Genomic DNA, 19,838 nt, shown 5'->3' with positions numbered 1-19,838 from the left:
TGTGTTGCTAAACCACAGATATCCGACGTTTTCAGCGGTCGCGTCCCTGCGTGAGCGGGTCACATCCGCGAGTCTGGTCCGAACCGTTTAAGACTCCGAACGGCAAACTCCGGGTAACTCGCTGGACGACGGGCACCAGCGGGCACCTGCGTGTGCAGGTCGGGATGTGAGTCGCGCCGAGCGCGACTTGAACCACGCAACGCCCGTGGTGAATACATATGGCACGAAGCGCATATTCGTACATTCGAGACGCCTGGAAGAACCCGGGCGACGGACAGCTCGCAGAACTACAGTGGCAGCGCCAGCAGGAGTGGCGCGACGAAGGGGCCGTCGAGCGCATCGAGCGCCCGACCCGCCTCGACAAGGCCCGCTCGCAGGGCTACAAGGCGAAACAGGGCGTCGTCGTCGCCCGCGTCTCCGTCCGCAAGGGCGGCGCACGCAAGCGCCGACACAAGGCCGGTCGCCGGTCCAAGCGCCAGGGCGTCACGCGCATCACCCGCCGGAAGGACATCCAGCGCGTCGCCGAGGAACGCGCCTCCCGCACTTTCCCGAACCTGCGCGTGCTCAACAGCTACTCCGTCGGTCAGGACGGCCGACAGAAGTGGCACGAAGTCATCCTCATCGACCCGAACCACCCGGCCATCCAGAACGACGACGACCTGTCGTGGATCTGTGCCGACGACCAGGCCGACCGCGTCTTCCGCGGTCTGACCGGTGCCGGCCGCCGCAACCGCGGCCTCAGCGGTAAGGGCAAAGGGAGCGAGAAGACCCGCCCGTCGCTGCGCAGCAACCGCGGCAAGGGCAAGTAACCCACCTTTTTCGGCCTCGGGTACGGAGGTGCACCACTCGGCGCAAAAACGTGGTCCTCGTGAGCGAAGCGAGCGAGGTGGTTCGAGACGGCATTGCCGTCTCGTCATGCCGGAAATCTTCGATTTCCGAGCAGCTCGAAAGACGAGCGAGCAACGCGAGTCTTTCGGTGGCGAAAAAGGCCGAACGCTCGCTCCGCTCGCGCGGATGTCCACCGTGATTTTCGACTTCAGTTCTTCCAGACATCCGGTCCTAGTGCCGTCTAGAGAGGGAGCCGACTACGCCCAGACACCCTGTTCGCGGTCCATGATACTAACGACCACGACGTGGGGGAGTGTGACGACGGCGATAAACACCAGATACAGCGCGACCCACTCCGGAACGGACCCCGGCGGGTTCGGGACGAGGAAGTACAGCCCGGCGAGCAGGGCGAGCGAAGCGGCGGTCAGCGGTGCGGCGTCGCGAGCGAACCGCGCCAGGGCGGCTGTCGGGTCGCGGTTTTCGAGCGCGGCAGTGGCGTCGTCGTCGACCAGCAGGAGGCGGGCGACGTGGCGCAGCGAGTGCCACAGACAGAAGTAGACGCCGATGGCGAGCACCGGCGGGACGAGGGCGAAGTACGCGAGCAGGCCCAGTGTCTCACCTGCGTCGAGCAGCCACGGCCGGCGGGCGTCGGCGCGGGCGAAGCCAACGGCCAGCGTCAGGAGGGCGAGGGCGCCGTAGGCGACGGCGAGCGCGGTTCGGATGTCGGCCCGGAACGCCCAGCCGATGGCGGCCACGGCGTCAGGTGCGAACAGCGAGACGAGATTCGTCGCGACGCGGCGGTACCAGTCGGGGAACGCGAGCAGCGGGACTAGCATCGGCAGGCCGCCGCGGACGAGGACGGTTCCGATTCGTTGCGGAAGGGTTCGGAGGTGGTCGGCGTCGGCCAGCGCACGCAGCGCGTACAGGTCGCCCTGCCCCCAGTGGAACCACGTCACGGCGATGAAGAGGACGAACGCCGCCGCGGGCGCGAGGAACCAGGCGACGGCGTAGGTTCCGCCGACGACGCCGTAGAGCGCGAACACGCGGGCGATAGCCCGCCAGTCCGGGCGCTTGCCGCGGGTGCGTGCGACCGCGAGGTGGTCGACCGCACCGTGGGGGAGGCCGAGCAGAACGGCACTGACGACCAGCGGGGCGTACTGGAGCGCGGGCGGTATCGAGACCCCGGCGAGGAACGGAGCAACGACGGCGAGGCTGGCGATCCAGCCGGGAACCAGTGCGACCCGGTAGCGAACCGACGGCTCGACAGTACTGCGGCGGCTCATTCCCATCTGTCCCGAAGCCAGATGTAGAGCACGACTCCCTGCACGACGAACAGCGTCGTCAGGAAGAAGAACACCGCCTCCTCGATGGGCAGGTCGAGCAGGGGAATCGTGTAGCCGGTCGTGTACTGTTTCGAGAGGGTCCAGACGCCGAGTCGGATGGCGACGCTGTCGATACCGCAGAGATAGGCCGCCGGAACCAGTGTCGCGCCGCCGACGGTCCGCCACTCCTTGGCGAGGAACTGCCAGCCGAAGGCCCACTGAATGGCGAGAATCGGCCCGCTCCAGACCAGCAGCGACCCGAGGTACAGTCCCGAGTCGGAGCGCAGGAGCACGAGGCCGGACAGAACGACGACGAGCGCAGCGGCGAGTCCAACGAGCCGCGTCCGCATCGGCGTGGCTAGCTGGCGCTCAGTGTCCACCCGAAACCGGGCTACCCACAGCCCCACCATCGCGGTCTGCAGAACGAAAAAGAGGTACTCGCCGAGGGGAATCGACCAGAACCGCACCAGTACGGCGCCGTCGCCGTACCACCAGACGCCGCGTCGGATGAGCTCGCCGTCCCACGGCGTCGTGTAGACGAGCGCCAAGCCTGTGAGGATAGCCGTTGCTGTGAGTACGTCCCGGCGGCTGCCGAGGCGGTAGGTGGCCGTCAGCACCAGTGCGGCCACGACCGGGACCACGAACAGGGCGTGGAACTGGAGATACGTGGGCGTGGGCAACATTAGTTCAGGTGCGACACTGGGTCAGCGACGACGCCCGACGCGCGGGTGTCATCCACGCCACGTAGGCTGCCCGTGGCTGTGAGCGTCTGTCGGCGTCTCACCGGGGCCGCGCTCGGACACCGCGCTCACGGTGTAAAACGTCGCTTCGGGGTCACCGTTGCGCCGCCAGTGCCACCACGTGCGGGCGAGGAGCCAGAGCCGGCGGCGGCGGGTGAGATCCGGCGTCTCCGTCAGCACGTCGTAACCGCGGTCGCGAATGAGCCGGTGGTGGTCAGCGTACAGGACTGCGGCCAGCAACACGCCGAACTGGCAGTCTTCCGGCAGGTACCGAATACCGGCGACGCCCTCGCGATACAGTTCGTCGGTCCGGGCCAGTTCCTCCTGCATCACGGCGCGAAACGCATCGTCGACTTCAGCGTCGGCCAGTTGCTCCTCAGTGACGCCGTGGCGCTCCAGCGTCTCCTGTGGGAGATACACCCGGCCGTAGTCGTGAATGTCCTCGCGGACGTCCCGAAGGAAGTTCGAAAGCTGAAACGCTTCGGCCAGTGCCGTCGCGTGGGGCAGGGCCGCTTCCTTCTGTGGCGGGTCCATCACCTCGGTCATCATGTGGCCGACGGCGACGGCGGAGCCGCCCATGTACTCACGGAGGTCCTCGAACGTCTCGTAGCGGGCCTGTGCGATGTCCATTTCCATCGCATCGATGAAGACGTTGATAGTCTCCTCGGAGATGTCGTGTCGGTCGGCCAGGTCCTGAAACGCCGCCATGACCGCTTCGTGGTCAGTTTCTTCCGGGTCGATGTTCCCGAGCGCGGCCTCACGAATTACCTCCAGTTGCTCGTGCTGGACGGTCGGCGGCGGTCCGTCCGTCTGGTCGACGACCTCGTCCGCGACCCGGAAGAACGCGTACATGACGTACGTCGGGTGGCGGATACGCTCCGGAAGCAGACGCGTTGCAAGGTGAAACGTCCGTCCGGTCTCCTGTTGTATCGATTTGCTGGTTTGGATGTTATCGGAGTGCATTGAAAGTTATCGGGCGGTCATTCGGTGGCCAATGCGTCGCGCGCTTGTCGGCAGGCTGTCCGTAATAGTCCGGTCGACCCGTGAGTGCGCCGCTATCACGGGGGTCTGTGTCCCGTCGATTGGTCGGCGACAAACAGGACACTGGTTCCGTGTCACTACATGAATATACGGTTGTTGTCGGGATAAGCGGACTACCAAACTGCTTCGGGAATCGCGTCAGGAGTCCACCGCCGGCGAAGGGGTTCGCAATCACGGTTTACCAGTTTTCGAACACTTCTTCCAATAACTTTCGCTCACCTGCACGGAGGTGCTGATGGAACGTCGACGGGCAGATGTCCATCGACTCGGCCAGTTGCTCGCCGGACACGTCGCGTGGCCAGTCGAAGAAGCCGCCGAGAAACCCCTTTCGGAGCGCCGTTAGCTGGCGGTTGGTCAACCGCTCCTCGACGTTCGCGATGAAGGCCTGTCGGGAGACGGGCGGTTCGTCCCGTTCTCGCACGGAGAGCAGTTCCGTCTCCGGATACTGGTTTCGGACCTGCTCGACCACGCTACGGGTCTCCATCGACGCCGGGAGCGCGACGGTAACCGTCGCCTTCCCGGGTTCGACCAGAATATCGCCCGTCTGGGCGCCACGGTCGGCAACGACCGAGACGACCGGTGGGTCCGAGACGGTAAATTCGAACAGCGCCGACGAGTCCGCCGTCGAGACGTGCGAAACGCCCGATACCTGCGGGTGGTCCGCAGCGACAGCACAGACCGCCGATGGGTCGTCCGTCTCGACGAGGAAGAACATCACCGTCTCTTCACCGTCGGGGACGCTCCCGCCGTACTCCATCGAACAGCCGAGTTCGCTCGCCACGTCGATGTAGAACACCTCGGGGTCGGTGACCTGCAGTTCGAGTTCGGTGACGTTGTCGGCGGTCAACAGCCGGCTGGTCTCGCGGGCGTCGATGGCCGCCGCGGTCGCCCGCCCGATGGTCCCCAGTACGGCCTGTTCGCGAGGGTCGAACACGTCGTCGCTGTCGGCGTAGACGGTGAGGACGCCGTACAGCGACTCGCCGGAGACGAGCGGGACTGCCGCGACCGACGCAACGTCGGAGTCGGCGAGTCGGCTGTGTTGCTCGTCGATGTCACCGGTCACGACTTGCATCTCCTCGGTGCGGGCCGCCTCCGCAACCGGGTCATCGGCGTCCAGCGGGATGGACAGCGACGTCGGGTGGTCGGCGGAGAGGGCTGTCGACGACAGCGTCTCGTCGCGGAGATCGAGTTCTGACACCCAGGCGAACTGGTAGGAGTCGACCTCGGCCAGCCGGTCACAGACGGTCTGCTGGATGGCCTCGCGCGAGTCGACGGTCAGTACGTCGCCCATCACCGCTTTCAGCAGCCCGTCGACCCGGTCAACGAGTTGCTTGAGGTTCTGGCGCTCGGCCTTGAGCTCCTCGCTGCGGCGCTCGGCTGCCAGTTCAGCGAGCTTCCGCTGGGTGATATCGATGTGTGCGACGACTGCGCTCCCGGCCTCGTCGTCGGGCAGCGGTGCGACCCGCATCAGAAACCACTGCTTCTCCTCCGGGGAGTGACACGGGTACTCCATCGTGAACAGGTCCTGCTCACCGTCGATGACCGACTCGATGCCGCCGAGTGCCTGCCCGGCGTACTCGTCGGCGTCGATGTCGGTCGTCGCGAAGTAGTTCGTCCCCTCCATCTCCCCATCCTCGTCGCCCGCGAACTCACGCCAGGCGCGGTTGGTAAACAGAATCGTCCCCTCGTCGTCGAGGACAGCGATATTGATGGGTAGCGTGTCCAACGTCGAGTGAGCGAGTGTCTCTGGTGGCTTCATTCAGTGTCCCTGGCTCCGAATAGCCGATACCCTGTGTAGTGGCGGCGGGTGAATAAACGTGTGGCCCGGAACGGGGAACTGTTGCCTGTGCGGAAAGCTCTAAGCGCTGTCAGTCGCAACTGGTTCGTATGTTCGGGTCCCGGAGTTCCCGGGGGGTGTCAGTCACCTGCATCGCGTGTGGGGAGTCCGTCCCACGGTCCGAGGCCCGCGAGTACGACAAACACGGCGACCGGTGGGACCGCCGGAACAAGACGTTCGAGCACCTCTGTAAAGCCTGTTTTGCCGACCTGTGCCAGCAGCCGCGGGACGGCCTCGAAACGACGCTTGACGCCGCCGGGGCCGGCGAGACCGACCAAGAGACCTTCCTGCGACGGTTCCGAGAACTCTCCGAGGGCGACACGCACAGGGAATGAGACGCGGAAGTCACGGCCCAGTCCCACCCCGACAGCCCTAACTACGCCCTGTTCGTACCGGGTGACATGACTACAGAGGACGCGCAAGCGGCCGCCGGGACCGCCGAGGGGCAAGGCCCCGTCGAGATCGACCCGGAGATGGCCCGCCATCTGGAGAACAAGCGCGAGGAACTGTTCGAGAAGTTCGGCATCCCCGACGAGTTCCCGCCCGAGGTACTGGAGGAGGCCAAAGAGCGCACGCAGGGCGTCCAGGCCGAAATCGAGGACGAGGTCGACGAACGCGAAGACCTCCGGGAGATGACGACCTGGACGACCGACCCCATCGACGCCCAGGACTTCGACGACGCCATCTCCATCGAGGAGCGCGAGGACGAGATCGTCCTCTGGGTCCACATCGCCGACGTGACCCACTACGTCAACCCCGACACGAAGATGTGGGAGCAGGCCGTCGAGCGCGGGAACACCGTCTACCTCCCGGCCTACACCGTCCACATGCTGCCGCCCGTCCTCGCCGAGACCGTCTGTTCGCTGGTCCCCAACGAGGACCGCCTGGCCCACACCGTCGAGATGCACCTCGACAAGGAGAACCTCGGCTACGAGGAGATCAACATCTACAAGTCCGTCATCCGCTCGGACGCTCGCCTGACCTACACCGAGGCCGAGCGCCTGCTGGACGAGCCGGAGACCGCAGAAGACGTGCTGGAAGACCAGAGCGTCGACCTCGCGGAGAAAACCGAGCGCGTCTGGGAACTGGCCGACCGGATGCACGAGCAGCGCAAGGAGGAGGGCTCGCTCGTCCTCAACCCCGCCCGGGACCGCGCCCACACCATCATCGAGGAGTGTATGCTGAAGGCTAACAAGGCCGTCACGCACGAGCTGATGTGGAACCGCGGCGTCGAGGCGATGTACCGCGTCCACCCGCAGCCCAGCCCCGACGAATGGGACGAGGCGCTGGTCGAGATTCAGGAACTCGACGGCGTCTCCATCCCGGGTGACGCCTGGGACGACCCACGCAAGGCCGTCAACGCCACGCTCGAACAGGCCCCCGGTCGCCAACTCGACAAGATTCAGTGGGCCGTGATGAAGGTCATGCCACGCGCGAAGTACATGAACGACCCCTTCGGCGGCCACCACGCCCTGAACTTCGAGATTTACGGCCACTTCACCTCGCCGATCCGCCGCCTGTCGGACCTCATCAACCACTGGATCGTCTACACCAACGACGTGCCCGAGGACCTCGTCGCGCTGTGTGACCGCGCCAGCGACCGCCAGAAGGACGCCGAGCAGTGCGAGCGCGAGTACAAGAACTTCCTGCAGGAGGTCGGTCTGGACCCGTCAGCGGTCAACAACCGCGGTATCGAAGTCGTCGAGAATCCTGATGACGATGGCGAGGATGAAGACGCTGAAGCCGATGCCGCCGACGCAGCCGTTGAAGAGTAACGGCTAGCTAAAGTATCGGGTTCTGTTGTGCAGCTACGGCCGTCGGGAGCCAGAAAGCCCCGGCTGGGTGGGACTGAAAGGGGCCGTGCTATCGGCGAACTCCGACGACGCAAGCACGCGAAGCGCGCGCAGCGAGGCGCAGGAGCCGATAGCGCGGGGGCTTTCTGGCTGTTCAAATATCACCACAAAGCCGTAGCAGCACCAAACAACCATCCCAGAGAGTCGCACATAGCAACAGCAAGACCTTTTCACAGTCGGTACGGCACTGCCCGTATGTGCCCTCCAGCACCCGCAATCGTCACCGAGGGGTTGACGAAGCGCTACAGTGGGGTCTCGGCGATAGCGGACCTCGACCTCACGGTCCCGCGTGGGAGCGTCTTCGGCTTCCTCGGCCCCAACGGCGCGGGTAAGACCTCGACGATTCGCATCCTGACGACGTTGACGAACCCAACAAGCGGCACCGCGCGGGTCGCCGGTGAGTCGGTCGCCGACCGCGCAGCGGTGGTCGAACACATCGGCTTCCTGCCGGAGGAGCCGCCGCTGTACGACGAACTCACCGGCCGCGAGCAGCTGGAGTACGTCGCCGGCCTGCGCGGGCACGAGGACTGGGGCCGCGTGGAATCGCTGCTCGACCGGTTCGACCTCGACGAGGACGCCGACCGGCGCGTCGAGACGTACTCGAAGGGGATGAAACAGAAGCTCGGGCTGGTCCAGGCGCTGTTGCACGAGCCGGAGGTTCTCTTTCTGGACGAACCGACCTCGGGGCTGGACCCGCGGGCCGCCCGGACAGTGCGTGACACCATCAGCGAAGTCGCGGCCGCTGACACGACGGTCTTTCTCTCGACGCACATCCTGCCCGTCGTCGAGGAGTTGGCCGACACCGTCGGCGTCCTGTACGACGGCGACCTCGTCGCGGAGGGGTCTCCCGATGAACTGACCGACAGCGTCGAGTCCGGGAGCACGCTCGAAGACGTGTTCCTCGACGTGACCAGCGAGCACCCGGGAGAGCGATGAGACGGCCGAGCGGACGACGGACACGACTGATCGCGCGGACGGAACTGCGGCGTACCTGGCGCAAGCTCAAGGGGACAACACGCGGCGCACTCATATTCCTCGGCGGCGGGCTGGGCATCAGCATATACAGTCTCGCTATCGGCGCAGGGGCGTTCTTTTTCGGCGGTGCCCTGGCCGACAGCGACCCCCACACGGTCAGGCTTGCGACGACGGCGGGTATCGTCGGACTGCTCGGACTCGTCGGCTTCTTCACGCTTCAGCACACGGTGAAATCGGCCGGTGAGCCCGACGCCGCCGACGGCCTGCTGACGACGGTGCCCTATGAGGACGCGGCGGCCGGGCTGCTCGCCGCTGAGGTCGGTCGCGTGTCTCTCGCGCTCGCCATTCCGATTCTGGCACTGGTGGGCGGGCTTGCAGCCGGTGACGCCGGGGTACTCGTCGCTCTCGTGGTGCTCGTCGGATCGGTCGCGGTCGCCCTGCTGGGGACGGTCCTCGGCTTCAGCCTGGGGCTGGTGACAAAACTGGTGGCGAACCGCTCGGCCTTCGTCGCCAGTCACCGCGCGAGCGTCGGGGCTGCCGTCTCGCTCATCCTGCCACTTGGCTGGGTCGCGATGACGGCCGTTCCGACGGTACAGCTTCGCGTGCTCCAACTGGCGACCCAGTCACCGCTCTCGTGGCCTGCCGACGTCGTCCTGCTCGTGCTGGGGACCGGCGGCAATTCGGTCGCTGCCGTCGTCGCCACAGCGGGGATTTTCGGCGCGCTCCCGGTCGGCGCAGTCGCGTGTCTGTGGCTGGCCGGGCGGGCCTGGTATGCCGATCCGGTCCAGCCCGACCACGAGTTCGACGCCGACGAGCGAACGCTCTCGGACCGTCTGCTGGCGGGGCGGGTCCCAACCGCGACCCGCGTAGTCGCACAGAAGTCGTGGCTCAGAGCCAAGCGAGCCCCCGTCACCGTCCAGTTTGCGGTCATGCCGTTCTTCTTCTTGGTGTATCACCTCCAGATAGTCATTCTGGAGCGGGTAGTGCCGCCGACGCTCCCGCTCAGCGCCGGCCTCGCCAGCGCGGCGGCGTTCGGGGCCGCGTTTTCGCTCAATCCGCTCGGCGGCGAGGAAGGGGTACTGCCGCTGACGCTGACCGCTAACGTCTCCGGCCGAGCCTTCGTCGCCGGGCTCGTCCTTGCGGGCGCGCTCCCCGGCGTCGTGGTGACGACGCTACTGGTCGTCGGCCTCGGTATCGCGGCCGGGACACCGCCAGTCACGCTCGCCGTCGGACTCTCACTCGCACTCGTGGCAACCCTCGCCGCGCCGGCCATCGCCGTCGGCACCGGCGTCGTGTTCCCGAAGTTCGAATCCTCGTCGGTGCAGGGCCGCGAAGTGGTGGTCCCGAGCGGCTGGGCGTTCGGACTGTACTTCCTCGTTCTCGGCGTGGCCGTCGCGCCGGGGAGTCTGGCGTACCTGCTCGCCGTCCGAGACCTGTTCGCGCTACCGGTCGATGACGCGCTCCTTCTCGGTGGGGGGCTGGTAGCGAGCGCCGCAATCGCCGTCGCTGGCGCTGTCGCCGGCTTCCTCTATGCCGCCAACCGCGTCGCGACCTACCGACTCGACTAGCAGATGGGCTTCGGGTCCAGTCCCATCGCCTCCAGCGTTTCCGCGTAGTCGTCGTACGCCGCTTCGATGGCTTCGGTCGCGGCCGCGGCTGCCGTCTCGCGCCCGGACTCCGAGAGGTGTCCGAGAGTGGCCTCCCCGTCGTCGAGTGCCGACGCCTCCCCTCGAATCTCGCGGAACGTATCGGCCCGCTGCTCGTCCGCCTCGTTGATGAAGAAGCTCACTACCTGCAGGTAGAACCGGTCGGCGAGCAGCGGCGCAGCGACGAGGCCGGCCCCGACGCGCCGCGCAGTCCCACTGACGGTTTCGAGGTGGTCGATGAACCCATCGGGGTCACCGGCGTCCGCGTCAATGCGGTCCGCCCGCTCGGCCGCAGCCTCGGCGGCTGCCCCGAACTGCGTCGCCACGTCGCTGTCAGACTCGTCGGCCCATCGACCGAGGATATCTGCGAGTCCTGACTCGCGGGTCGCCGCTGCTGTGAGCACTGCCTCCGTCTCCAGTGTCGCATCTGTTGCTGCGATAAGCATCTTGTCCGAGCCCAGTCTGTCCCGCTCTGTCTCAGTCTGGTCGCGGACGGCGTCGATAGTGGCTCCAGCGTCCATACGTCCGCTGGGCGCGGCAGGGGCTTGAAATCCCCGCCCGATTTATCCGCCGGGCAACGCTACAGTCGGTATGGCCGATGACTACCCTGACCCGCCGACGGACCCGCCGTCACTATCGGCAGCGGCGTTGCAGGCGGAACTGGACGCCGGCAAGTCGCTCCGGTTGCTCGACGTTCGCGACCGCGACGAGTACGAGCAGTGGCGGATTCGCGGCGAATCGGTGACGGCGACACAGCTCCCATTTACGAAGTTCCTTCAGGCGAAGGTGACCGGCGAAGTGGACGACATCGTCGGCGACGTGGCCGGCACCGGCCCGATAACGGTCGTCTGTGGCCGCGGCGAGGCCAGCGCCTTCGTCGCCGGCCTGCTGACCGAACACGGCATCGAGGCGCAGAACCTCAGCGACGGCATGGAGGGGTGGGCGCGGCTCTACGAGGCCCGCGAGATCACCTGCGACGCCGCAACCGTCCTCCAGTACCGCCGGCCGTCGTCCGGCTGTCTCGGCTACATGGTCGTCAGCGACGGCTCGGCCGCCGTCGTCGACCCGCTCCGAGCGTTCACCGACCGGTACGTCACCGACGCCGCCGACCACGACGCCTCGCTCACCCACGCTATCGACACGCACGTCCACGCCGACCACGTCAGCGGCGTCCGTCGTCTCGCCGCAGAGACCGGTGCCGAGCCGATCCTTTCCGAACGAGCGGTCGCCCGCGGTGTCGACGACGTGACCGCACTGGCCGCCGACGAAACGCTACGCGTCGGCTCGGCCACACTGGAGCCTCGTCCCCTACCCGGGCATACGACCGGCATGACCGGCTTCACCGTCGGTGACGTGCTGCTGGCCGGCGACAGCGTCTTCCTCGACAGCGTCGCCCGCCCAGACCTGGAAGCTGGCGCTGACGGAGCGAGGGATCTGGCCCGCGACCTCCACCGAACGCTGACCGAGCGACTCGCAACGCTACCCGGCGAAACAGTCGTCGCTCCGGGCCACTACAGCGAGTCGACAACGCCGGCTGACGACGGTACATTCACCGCTACGCTGGGCACTCTCCGCGACCGGCTCCCGGGGTTCGCGATGGACCGCGAGGCGTTCGTGGAGTACGCCTGTGACGATATCCCGCCGCGCCCCGCCAACTTCGAGCGGATTATCGCCATCAATCTCGGAACGGAGACGGCCGACGACGACACCGCGTTCGAACTCGAACTCGGTCCGAACAACTGCGCGGCCGCGCCGTCGGACGCGGTGTGACACCGCCACGACACAACAGCGGCTACAACGGGAGTCGCTTGCGGATCTGATCCAGAATCGATTCGTCTTCGTCGGGCAACGACTCCCCCACCACGCCCTCGCCCGGGAGAATGACGGTTCGCTCGCCGTTGTCCTCGACCTCGATGAGGTCGTCCGCCTTGAGAGCCGCGAGCGCGTCCTCGATGCGGTCGATATTCTCCTCCGTCCGCGACCGAAGCTCGAAGACGGTCATCCCCTCATCACGGCGGTCAGCGAGCGCATCGAGCACCGCAACCTCTGTGTCGTCCCGGTCGCGATACTCCGGCTTCGCTCTCATATGTCCCTCTAAAACCGGCTGGGTCTAATCTTTGTCCCTCGGGATTGTGACATACTGCCATGTGCAGTGAACCGTACATTGCCGGAGCAGCCGGCATGATTTGCTCGGCCACTATGAGTTCTGCACTCGCTTCTCTCGTCTTTGCCCGTATTCTCGCTCTCTATATCACAAAGGTCCAGAAAATCAGTTACGCCGCACCGCTACCGGCAAGTCGGAGGGCGAAATCTCCCCTCCTTGTGTAATTTTGGAAATTCCATGCCGCCTAACGAACGTCTTGTTGTGTCCGGGAGAGAATAGTTCGCACAACAGGAATAGGATGCAAACGAATATCGACACTATACCCATCGACATAATAAAATACGAATTAATGTCGGTCGATATGGAGATATTAAATGAACGATCTGACTAATGGTACTGTTCTATGCGGTTCGCTACTCCCACTTATCATGATAGGCCGGACCCTCGTCAAACGTTGTTGAATACTTCCCCATAAGGACACGGAGCGACCACTCATCATTGGCGTAATTGTATGCCCAGAGGTACTTGATGTAGCTAGTTTGGAACTTCTTTCCGTCCTCTCGGAGGAAGGTCACGTTGACCGTATCGGGAATATACGTGTGGTCCCGCTCTGGGTAAGTGTCGCCGTAGTTATAGTCTTTCACAATGGCGTAGTACTTCCAGAGAGGGTTAAGTCGGTCCTCGACGGTCTTTGTCCGGTTCGTGGTATCACGCATCTTCACCGTAAGATGGTATGAGTCGTTCTCTGGATGGGTTTCTGTCTCAACGAGGGTTCGGTTATCATCGTCCCCTCGATAGAGTCTGTGAACATTCTCGTCGAACTTCTCGAATTTCTCCGCTTTGGTGAGCTCTCCACTGTCGGACTCAGTCTCTGTTTCAGGTTCTTCAGTGGCTACTGGTGTGGTTGCGGTTGGCTCGGGCGTTGGGGAAGGGGTAGTGGTAGGCGTCGGTTCTGGCGTCTGCGTTGGTGTGGCTGTCTCTTCGACAGGCTCGCCACCTCCCACAAATCCGGAACAACCGCCGGAAATAATCAAGAGGGCTATAGCAACACTGCTAAAGATTGTTTTTCTCTTTGTCATGGCTTTTTATTCTCGTTGTTAGTGTCTGTATTATCGGTTTCTGATTTAACAGGCGAGAGGGTCGGAATCTCAGTCGGAGTTGGCGTTGGTTCGGGTATCCAACCAACCGTTGACTCATTTCCATCACCTCCCGCAGGTGGTGAATCAGGCGCAGTTCCGTCACTAGAGGCGAAAAGTGCGATTCCATCAGTTAGAGCGGCCGAGACAACTACGTGGACGGATATACACAAGGTACTAACGGAGCCATCATCAGACTGGATACCGGGAGCCCATGAGTACGCAGACAAGTACTCACGGGCATCCGTCCGCGTGATGATCGGAGCAACAACTGAGAGCAGGAGAGTCCCTGCTTCGGTCGCTAATAGGTAGGCAACTACCTCTCCGGTCTTTCCCCTACAGCACATCCTATCTTGAATCTATTTTCTGTCTGTTATAAATCTAAGCATTAAAATAGAGAAGTAAACACGTTACCAGAAGCTCCAACCGCCCCCGCCGTCATCGTCGTCGCTACTATCATCGTCGTCATCATTGCCGCCACCTAACCAACCGCCGTCGTCGTCATCGTCATCACCACCGCCGCCGAACCAGCCGCCGTTGTCTTCGTCGCCATCACTGTTGTCATCATTTTCACCGCCATCGTCATCATCATCGTCGTCACTGCTGCTACTGTCGTCGCTGCTGTCACCGTCATCATTGCCACCGTTATTATCATCGTACGTCCAATCAAAGCCTCCATCGTCGTCATCATCTCTACCGTCGTCATCATCTCCTCCGCCGGGATTCATCAGGTTGTTCGGCACACTTGAGGCCGGACGAGTACTTCCACCGTCACCGCTGCCGTCGTCAACACTGCCACCGTCACCACCATCGTCACCGTTCTTGTTGGTTTGTTCTTCTAATTCCTCCTCTATCGCGTCCGTCCGAGTATCGATAGTCTCTTCAGTGAATGTGCCGCCATAGCCGTCCGCAGAGAGGTCGTTCAACTCGTCTTCGTTCGCGATTTTGGTTAGCTCGCCATCCACATGGACCCACAGGCCGTCTTTCCCGTCAGTATCAACCCACGTATCGCCGATCTTCATCGCGGCCGAAGTACAGCCCTTGTTCTGCCCGTCAACGTAGTAGCTTCCGCTACCACCCGGGCAATTACTGCCGCCGCCACCGTTGCCGGACGAGTCGGCGACCTGAACCGTTCGATTGGCGACGCCGCGCCGTCCGTGGGCATCGTAGGCGACCGCACGGACGGACACGGAGCCGGAGTCGTTGAACGTGTGCGTAATGGTCGCGGTCCCGTTCTCACCGGCGAGTCGTGTCTGGTTCTGGGCGGTGCCGTTGACGACCCACGCGAGCGTTCGGAGGTCGGCATCACCGGCAGTCGCGTTTGCAGTCAGATTCCGCCGGAGGCCAGCGGGTACCGCAGACGGGGCCGACATCGAGACTGACGGCCCACCAGCGGCCACCACGTCGACGTGGAGCGTGTCCGAGCGCGACGCGCCGTCATCATCAGTGACGGTGACAGTAACGTTGTACTGGCCGGTGTCGGCTGGTGAAAACGTCGTCTGGACGCAGGTCTGGCAGTCGGGCGTGCGCGTCGTGCCGTCCGGCGTTTCGATGGACCACTCGGTATCTTCGATTGTGCCGTCGGGGTCGCGCGAGCCGTTAGCGTCCAGCTGGACCGTCGTTGCTCGCTCGACGGACTGGTCCAGTCCGGCGTCGGCAAGCGGTGGCTGGTTCTCGGCCGCCACCGCTGTCCCGCCGAGAAGCGCCGAGAGGGCGAGGACCGACACCACGAGCGTCGTCATCCGCTGCATTGGCGTAACGTAGTACCGCTTCCAGTTATAAAATTTCACAAGCTGTGCTGAAATTAATGTAGCAGCGTCGCGAAACAGGGTAGCGTTCTGTCACGAGCGGTGGAGCCAACGGGCAGGGTTTAAGTACGCCACGGTGGGAAGTTCTGGCAATGGGTCTCAAATGTTCCGTCCTCGGGCACAAGTACGGTGAGACCACCGTCGAGCGCGAGCGCGAAGAGCAGGGTAGCGAAGTCGTCATCACCATCCAGGAACGGGAGACCTGTGAGCGGTGTGGAAATACGCGGATCGTCTCGGAGAACAAGGAGGTCACGGCAATCGAGACGCCGTCGGACATCGCCAGCGACCTCGTCGAAGACGAGTCCGAATCCGAAACGGCGGGGACCGAGTCACCGCCAGAAGACGAACCTGCTGATAGCGCGGCCGAACCCACAGACGAGGAATCGGAGCGCTCGGGTGGCTGGGATAGCGTCGACGACCCGGTCGAAGCACCGGACGACACAGGAATCGGCGACGAAAGCGTAGACGCCGGGGAACCGGTTGATCCGTCGGCTGACGACGCCGAGATTATCGACGACAGTGACGATGGCGAGGAAGAAAGCGGCGACGTGGAACTGGACGAGCCGACGACGACGGTCGACGTCCCGGACGCCGAAGGCGAGGAGCCGGTAACCGAAGACGAGACCGACCCGGAGAAAGACGACGGGCTCATTCTCGGCGAGGAAGAGGAATCGGAGTCGGCCGGCGACGACCGCCAGCCGGGCGAATGGCCCGATGAACCGGGGGACGACGGGGACGGCTGGTCGCCGGAGACGATGCCGGTCGATACCGGAACGGACGACGATTCGAGCGTCGAACCGACCAGCGACAGCGCCGTGACGGTTCCGGAAGGCGAGTTCGCCTGTCCGGAGTGTGGGTTCACCACCGAGGTGGAATCGACGTCGTTGCGCGCTGGGGACTTCTGTCCGGAGTGTCACAAAGGGTCACTTATCACCCGGGGCGAGGAGTGAACGCAAAGGGTAAGACAGCCCCTCGCAAAAACTCGCCCATGCGAGAGTACAAGATGCGACGGGGCGAGCATCTCGAAGACCGCGTCCCTGACATGGAAGCGTTCGTCGAGGAGTACTTCGGCGAAGTAACGGATACAGAAGAGTACGAAGGCAACGACCTGCTGGTCGTCGACGACCCCGACAACCCCGTGTTCGACCGGGTCGTCGCGGGCCGCGTCGAGTACGGCTCGAAGAAAGACAAGATCGCACTCCACATCGACGAGCGACCGGCAGAGGACGTCATCGCCGAGGGCAACGTCGATGCGGCCGAGGACGCCGTCGCTATCAAGAACGATTTCCTGGAGGAGGCGACCGACCGCGACGCGAAGGCACGACGCGACTCACTGAAGCGCTCGGTCGAGGACGACGCCGACGCCCCGGACAACGTCTAACGACGGTCGTCGGGCGCACGCAGTCCGCGAGTGCCGGCAGGCTGGTACTGCGTATCGGTTCGGCACGGCCCGCGTAGCCATCCGGAAATTCTTCGATATCGACACTGAGTACCGCCAGTATCACGCAGCGTCAGACGGGCGTCACATCTAAATACGCTTGTGGCATAGGTTCACATACGCCTCACCCGGAGGCGCGCACAAGTATCCGGGGCACGAGACACCCCTCGTGTTGCCACGGAGCCAGCTCCGGGGCAGCCTGTCATAGTTTGTCCGCCCGCCGGAGCGGACCCAATCCGGCATTCGAGCGCGGCCAGGTCAGTTACCGAGCCGGCATTCCCGTTTCATCGGCGCGATATCGACGACAAAATGCAGCCGTTGATCGGAAAGATTCGAGAGTCAGAACGGCGCTACTCGGCGAGCCCGTAACCGCGCTTGAACAGCACGTAGTCGATTGACAGCACGACCACGGTCGTCCCGGTCAGGACGGCCAGCGACGTGTTCGGATCGATTTCGGTGACGCCAATCATGCCGTAGCGAACGCCGTTGACCATGTACACCATGGGATTGAGAAGCGAGACGTTCCGCCAGAACGCCGGGAGGACTTCGAGCGAGTAGAACACCGCGCCGAAGAACACCAGCGGCCGGAGAATGAACTGGTTCATCACTGTCAGGTAGTCGAAGTCGCTCGCCCAGAGGCCGCCGATGACGCCGAGCCCGCCGAACAGTGTGGTAATCACCAGCAGGAACGAGACGAGATACACGGGGTTGGCGACGGGAACCGAGGTGAATATCAGGCCCACACCGACGATCAGCAGTGACGTGACGACCCCCCGGAGTGCGCTGGCCGAGACATAGGCGGCCACCATGCTCCGGTTCGACATCGGAGAAGTGAGAACAGCCTGGATGTAGTCGTTCCAGCGCCCGTGGAAGATAGTGAAGGAGGCGTTCTCAAAACTGTCCGAAATGGCCCCGAGTACGACCAGTCCGGGCAGGACGAACTGGAGGTAGCTCACGCCCGCAATTTCCCCAATCCGGCTCCCCAGAATCACGCCGAACACGGAGAAATACAGCGCGTTCGTGATAATCGGCGGGAGGAAGGTGTTGTACGGCCGGCGGACGAACCGGAGGATTTCCCGCCGAACAAGTGTCAGGAACTGCGTCGCGTTCGCGTTCATGCGGACACCTCCGCGTACTCGCGGTCGTCGCGGGTCATGTCGACGAACACCTCTTCGAGCGACGCGCGGCGGATATCGAGCGAGGTCACGGTGTGATCCTGCGCTTCGAGGTCGCGCATGATCGCCGGCGCGGTCTGGCTCCCTCCCATCGCCGTGACAGCCAGACCCTCGTCAGTCAGTTCGACGTCGGTGATCCCCTCCACGTCGAGTCGCGGGGCCGTCCGCGGCATCTCGGCGAGTTCGAGGACGATAGTGTCCGTCCCGCGGGCCATCAGGTCGTCGGGGGTCGCCACTTCGACTTTCCGCCCGTCGTCCATGATTGCGACCCGGTCACAGAGGCGTTCGGCCTCCTCGATGTAGTGGGTCGTCAGCAGAATCGTCGTCCCAGCGTCGTTCATCCGGTTAATAATATCCCAGAGGTCGTGCCGGAGCTGGACGTCGACCCCGGCCGTCGGCTCGTCGAGGATGAGCAGGTCGGGGTCGGAAACGAGCGCGCGCGCGAGGACGAACCGCCGTTTCATTCCGCCGGAGAGCCAGTCGAAGCGTGTGTCGCGCTTGTCCCAGATACCGACCGTCTTCAGCGCGTCTTCGGCGCGCTCCCGGGCCTCGGCCCGACCGATGCCGTGGTAGCCCGCCTTGTGTTCGAGCACCTCGATGATGGGGAAGAAACGGTCGACGTTGAACTCCTGTGGCGCGACGCCGATGCGGTCGCGGGCCTCCCGGTAGTCGTCCTCCACGTCGAAGCCGAACACCTCGGCGGTCCCCGCGTCTTTGTGGACGAGGCCGACCAGCGTGTTGATAAACGTCGTCTTGCCGGCTCCGTTCGGCCCGAGCAGCCCGAAGAACTCGCCCTGCTCGACTGTCAGTTCTAGGTCGTCGAGCGCCTGGACGTCGCCGTAGCGCTTCCCTAATCCACTGGCGCGTATCGCCGGTTCAGTCATTGCCGCCCTTAGCGTGGCGACACCGAAAAACGCATTGAAGCCCCCGAAAACCGGCAGTTAGACTGATACAAGCTGACAAGATCGACCGAACGGCGAGGTCCCGTTGGCCGGGCTGTCACAATCCTACTGACCGAGGCGTTCCCGGGAGATGCCGACGCCAGCCGGCGTGATGATGAGCTGGTCGTCGTCCTTCTGGACGATGTCGCCACCGACCTCGTTGGCGACCTGCTTGAGTTCGTCGCTGATGTGTTCCATCGTACGGTCCTGCGTGGAGTGGCGCGTGATGTCCGCGACGACCACGTCACCGTCGTAGACGGCGTCTTTGATGTCGATGACGTCCTGCTTGTCGCTGATACGGGCGATCCGAACCTGGCGTTCGAGTTCCGTCCCGGTCATCTCGAATTCGTTCGCGTTCAGTTCGACGTAATCCTCGGTGTTCCGAGAGGATCCAGACTCCCCGAGGATCTTGCTCATCAGTCCCATGTCACTCACGGCGTGCGCTACCCGTTTCAACTTTTCGTCCATCGAACGTGTCGCCACAGCACCCCTGATCGGCCGTGGTGGCGAGCAGGAACAGCGAGTCCCACACAAAACGTTATTCAGCGGCGGAGCAAACACCGACAGCGATGCGCCCGCCCTCCATCAGAACGACTCCCCGCACCGTCGCAGCCGTCGGTGGCGTCGTCTATGCCATCGGGGTGCTGTCGTGGCTGTTTGCAAGCGGCGTCCATTTCTCGTCGCAGGACCCGACGACACTCGCGTTCGGGGCCGGCTACGCCGCCGTTGGGATGGTCCTCACAGGTGCCGTCCCGCTGTATCTCTGTAGCCGCCTCTCGCTTGTTACGCCAGTCCTCGTGACGCTCTGGCTGCTTGGCAACACGGTGTCGCAGTGGTTCTACGGGACGCATCTCCACCCGTTGTCGTCGTATCTCACCGTCTGGCCACTGCTGCTCGGGGTGGCCGTGAGCGCTGGCGTGGCCGAAGCGGTTGCTAGAATCGGCATAGACCGTACCCTCGACCGGTTCGGGCTTCGGCCGCTGGTGTGACTGGA

20 protein-coding genes are annotated in these 19,838 nt (G+C 64.0%); 9 read left to right on the top strand and 11 right to left on the bottom strand.

The features are described from left to right. The first annotated feature begins 218 nt into the window (after positions 1-218). Entirely contained in the window at positions 219-809 is a 591-nt protein-coding gene (locus AV929_RS16590; RefSeq protein ID WP_008308034.1) for a 50S ribosomal protein L15e, read from the top strand. Positions 810-1,085: 276 nt separating this feature from the next. Here AV929_RS16590 and AV929_RS16585 read toward each other — a convergent pair whose 3' ends face one another. The 4 genes from AV929_RS16585 to AV929_RS16570 form a co-directional block, all read right to left on the bottom strand. Beyond that, the gene (locus tag AV929_RS16585) at positions 1,086-2,111 is read right to left on the bottom strand and encodes a Brp/Blh family beta-carotene 15,15'-dioxygenase (RefSeq protein ID WP_196220001.1); all 1,026 of its coding nucleotides are present in this window, start codon (positions 2,109-2,111) and stop codon (positions 1,086-1,088) included. Beyond that, entirely contained in the window at positions 2,108-2,833 is a 726-nt protein-coding gene (locus tag AV929_RS16580) for a lycopene cyclase domain-containing protein (protein ID WP_064288771.1), read from the bottom strand. The genes AV929_RS16585 and AV929_RS16580 overlap by 4 nt, the downstream gene beginning before the upstream one ends. Positions 2,834-2,881: 48 nt before the next feature. Beyond that, positions 2,882-3,853, bottom strand: a complete 972-nt coding sequence (locus tag AV929_RS16575; RefSeq protein ID WP_064288770.1) for a phytoene/squalene synthase family protein — start codon at positions 3,851-3,853, stop codon at positions 2,882-2,884. 256 nt (positions 3,854-4,109) lie between these two features. After that, positions 4,110-5,690: a bacterio-opsin activator domain-containing protein gene (locus AV929_RS16570; protein ID WP_064288769.1), complete on the bottom strand. Its 1,581-nt coding sequence runs from the start codon at positions 5,688-5,690 to the stop codon at positions 4,110-4,112. Positions 5,691-5,818: 128 nt separating this feature from the next. Between AV929_RS16570 and AV929_RS16565 the strand changes: the two genes are divergently transcribed. The 4 genes from AV929_RS16565 to AV929_RS16550 all read left to right on the top strand — a co-directional run bounded on the left by AV929_RS16565 (position 5,819) and on the right by AV929_RS16550 (position 10,164). Further along, positions 5,819-6,103, top strand: a complete 285-nt coding sequence (locus tag AV929_RS16565; protein ID WP_064288768.1) for a hypothetical protein — start codon at positions 5,819-5,821, stop codon at positions 6,101-6,103. A 66-nt stretch (positions 6,104-6,169) separates the two neighbouring features. After that, a complete protein-coding gene (locus AV929_RS16560; RefSeq protein WP_014041244.1) occupies positions 6,170-7,543 on the top strand; it encodes a ribonuclease R family protein in 1,374 nt (457 codons plus the stop codon). 273 nt (positions 7,544-7,816) lie between these two features. After that, complete coding sequence (locus tag AV929_RS16555; RefSeq protein WP_014041245.1) at positions 7,817-8,557, top strand: ABC transporter ATP-binding protein; 741 nt, start codon at positions 7,817-7,819, stop codon at positions 8,555-8,557. Continuing rightward, positions 8,554-10,164: a hypothetical protein gene (locus tag AV929_RS16550; RefSeq protein ID WP_064288767.1), complete on the top strand. Its 1,611-nt coding sequence runs from the start codon at positions 8,554-8,556 to the stop codon at positions 10,162-10,164. The genes AV929_RS16555 and AV929_RS16550 overlap by 4 nt, the downstream gene beginning before the upstream one ends. Here the strand turns inward: AV929_RS16550 and AV929_RS16545 are convergent. After that, positions 10,161-10,763, bottom strand: a complete 603-nt coding sequence (locus tag AV929_RS16545) for a hypothetical protein (protein ID WP_064288766.1) — start codon at positions 10,761-10,763, stop codon at positions 10,161-10,163. The genes AV929_RS16550 and AV929_RS16545 overlap by 4 nt on opposite strands. Positions 10,764-10,833: 70 nt before the next feature. Between AV929_RS16545 and AV929_RS16540 the strand changes: the two genes are divergently transcribed. Then, complete coding sequence (locus tag AV929_RS16540) at positions 10,834-12,012, top strand: MBL fold metallo-hydrolase (protein ID WP_064288765.1); 1,179 nt, start codon at positions 10,834-10,836, stop codon at positions 12,010-12,012. A gap of 22 nt (positions 12,013-12,034) precedes the next feature. Here AV929_RS16540 and AV929_RS16535 read toward each other — a convergent pair whose 3' ends face one another. The 3 genes from AV929_RS16535 to AV929_RS16525 form a co-directional block, all read right to left on the bottom strand. Continuing rightward, positions 12,035-12,328: a DUF6432 family protein gene (locus AV929_RS16535; protein ID WP_004958397.1), complete on the bottom strand. Its 294-nt coding sequence runs from the start codon at positions 12,326-12,328 to the stop codon at positions 12,035-12,037. Between the two features lie 431 nt (positions 12,329-12,759). Continuing rightward, positions 12,760-13,425, bottom strand: coding sequence for a hypothetical protein (locus AV929_RS16530; RefSeq protein ID WP_011224019.1), 666 nt, complete (start codon positions 13,423-13,425; stop codon positions 12,760-12,762). A 467-nt stretch (positions 13,426-13,892) separates the two neighbouring features. After that, positions 13,893-15,233, bottom strand: coding sequence for a PKD domain-containing protein (locus tag AV929_RS16525; RefSeq protein WP_064288764.1), 1,341 nt, complete (start codon positions 15,231-15,233; stop codon positions 13,893-13,895). Between the two features lie 149 nt (positions 15,234-15,382). Between AV929_RS16525 and AV929_RS16520 the strand changes: the two genes are divergently transcribed. Continuing rightward, a complete protein-coding gene (locus tag AV929_RS16520) occupies positions 15,383-16,240 on the top strand; it encodes a hypothetical protein (RefSeq protein ID WP_014041251.1) in 858 nt (285 codons plus the stop codon). 38 nt (positions 16,241-16,278) lie between these two features. Beyond that, a complete protein-coding gene (locus AV929_RS16515) occupies positions 16,279-16,671 on the top strand; it encodes a DUF5611 family protein (RefSeq protein WP_008308010.1) in 393 nt (130 codons plus the stop codon). Between the two features lie 407 nt (positions 16,672-17,078). Here AV929_RS16515 and AV929_RS16510 read toward each other — a convergent pair whose 3' ends face one another. The 3 genes from AV929_RS16510 to sepF all read right to left on the bottom strand — a co-directional run bounded on the left by AV929_RS16510 (position 17,079) and on the right by sepF (position 19,270). Continuing rightward, positions 17,079-17,846, bottom strand: coding sequence for an ABC transporter permease (locus tag AV929_RS16510; protein ID WP_014041252.1), 768 nt, complete (start codon positions 17,844-17,846; stop codon positions 17,079-17,081). After that, complete coding sequence (locus AV929_RS16505; RefSeq protein WP_064288763.1) at positions 17,843-18,787, bottom strand: ABC transporter ATP-binding protein; 945 nt, start codon at positions 18,785-18,787, stop codon at positions 17,843-17,845. The genes AV929_RS16510 and AV929_RS16505 overlap by 4 nt, the downstream gene beginning before the upstream one ends. Positions 18,788-18,910: 123 nt before the next feature. Then, complete coding sequence (sepF, locus tag AV929_RS16500) at positions 18,911-19,270, bottom strand: cell division protein SepF (protein ID WP_014041254.1); 360 nt, start codon at positions 19,268-19,270, stop codon at positions 18,911-18,913. A gap of 143 nt (positions 19,271-19,413) precedes the next feature. On the opposite strand from sepF, the gene AV929_RS16495 reads away from it, so the two are divergent. After that, positions 19,414-19,833 carry a hypothetical protein gene (locus AV929_RS16495; protein WP_014041255.1) on the top strand — a complete coding sequence of 140 codons (420 nt, stop codon included), beginning with the start codon at positions 19,414-19,416 and terminating at the stop codon, positions 19,831-19,833. Positions 19,834-19,838: the final 5 nt, after the last annotated feature.

It is taken from the genome of Haloarcula sp. K1, from assembly GCF_001647155.1.
GTDB classification, from domain to species: domain Archaea; phylum Halobacteriota; class Halobacteria; order Halobacteriales; family Haloarculaceae; genus Haloarcula; species Haloarcula hispanica.
Note: the sequence above shows the minus strand (reverse complement) of the source record. Positions and strands in the feature narration are given on the sequence as shown.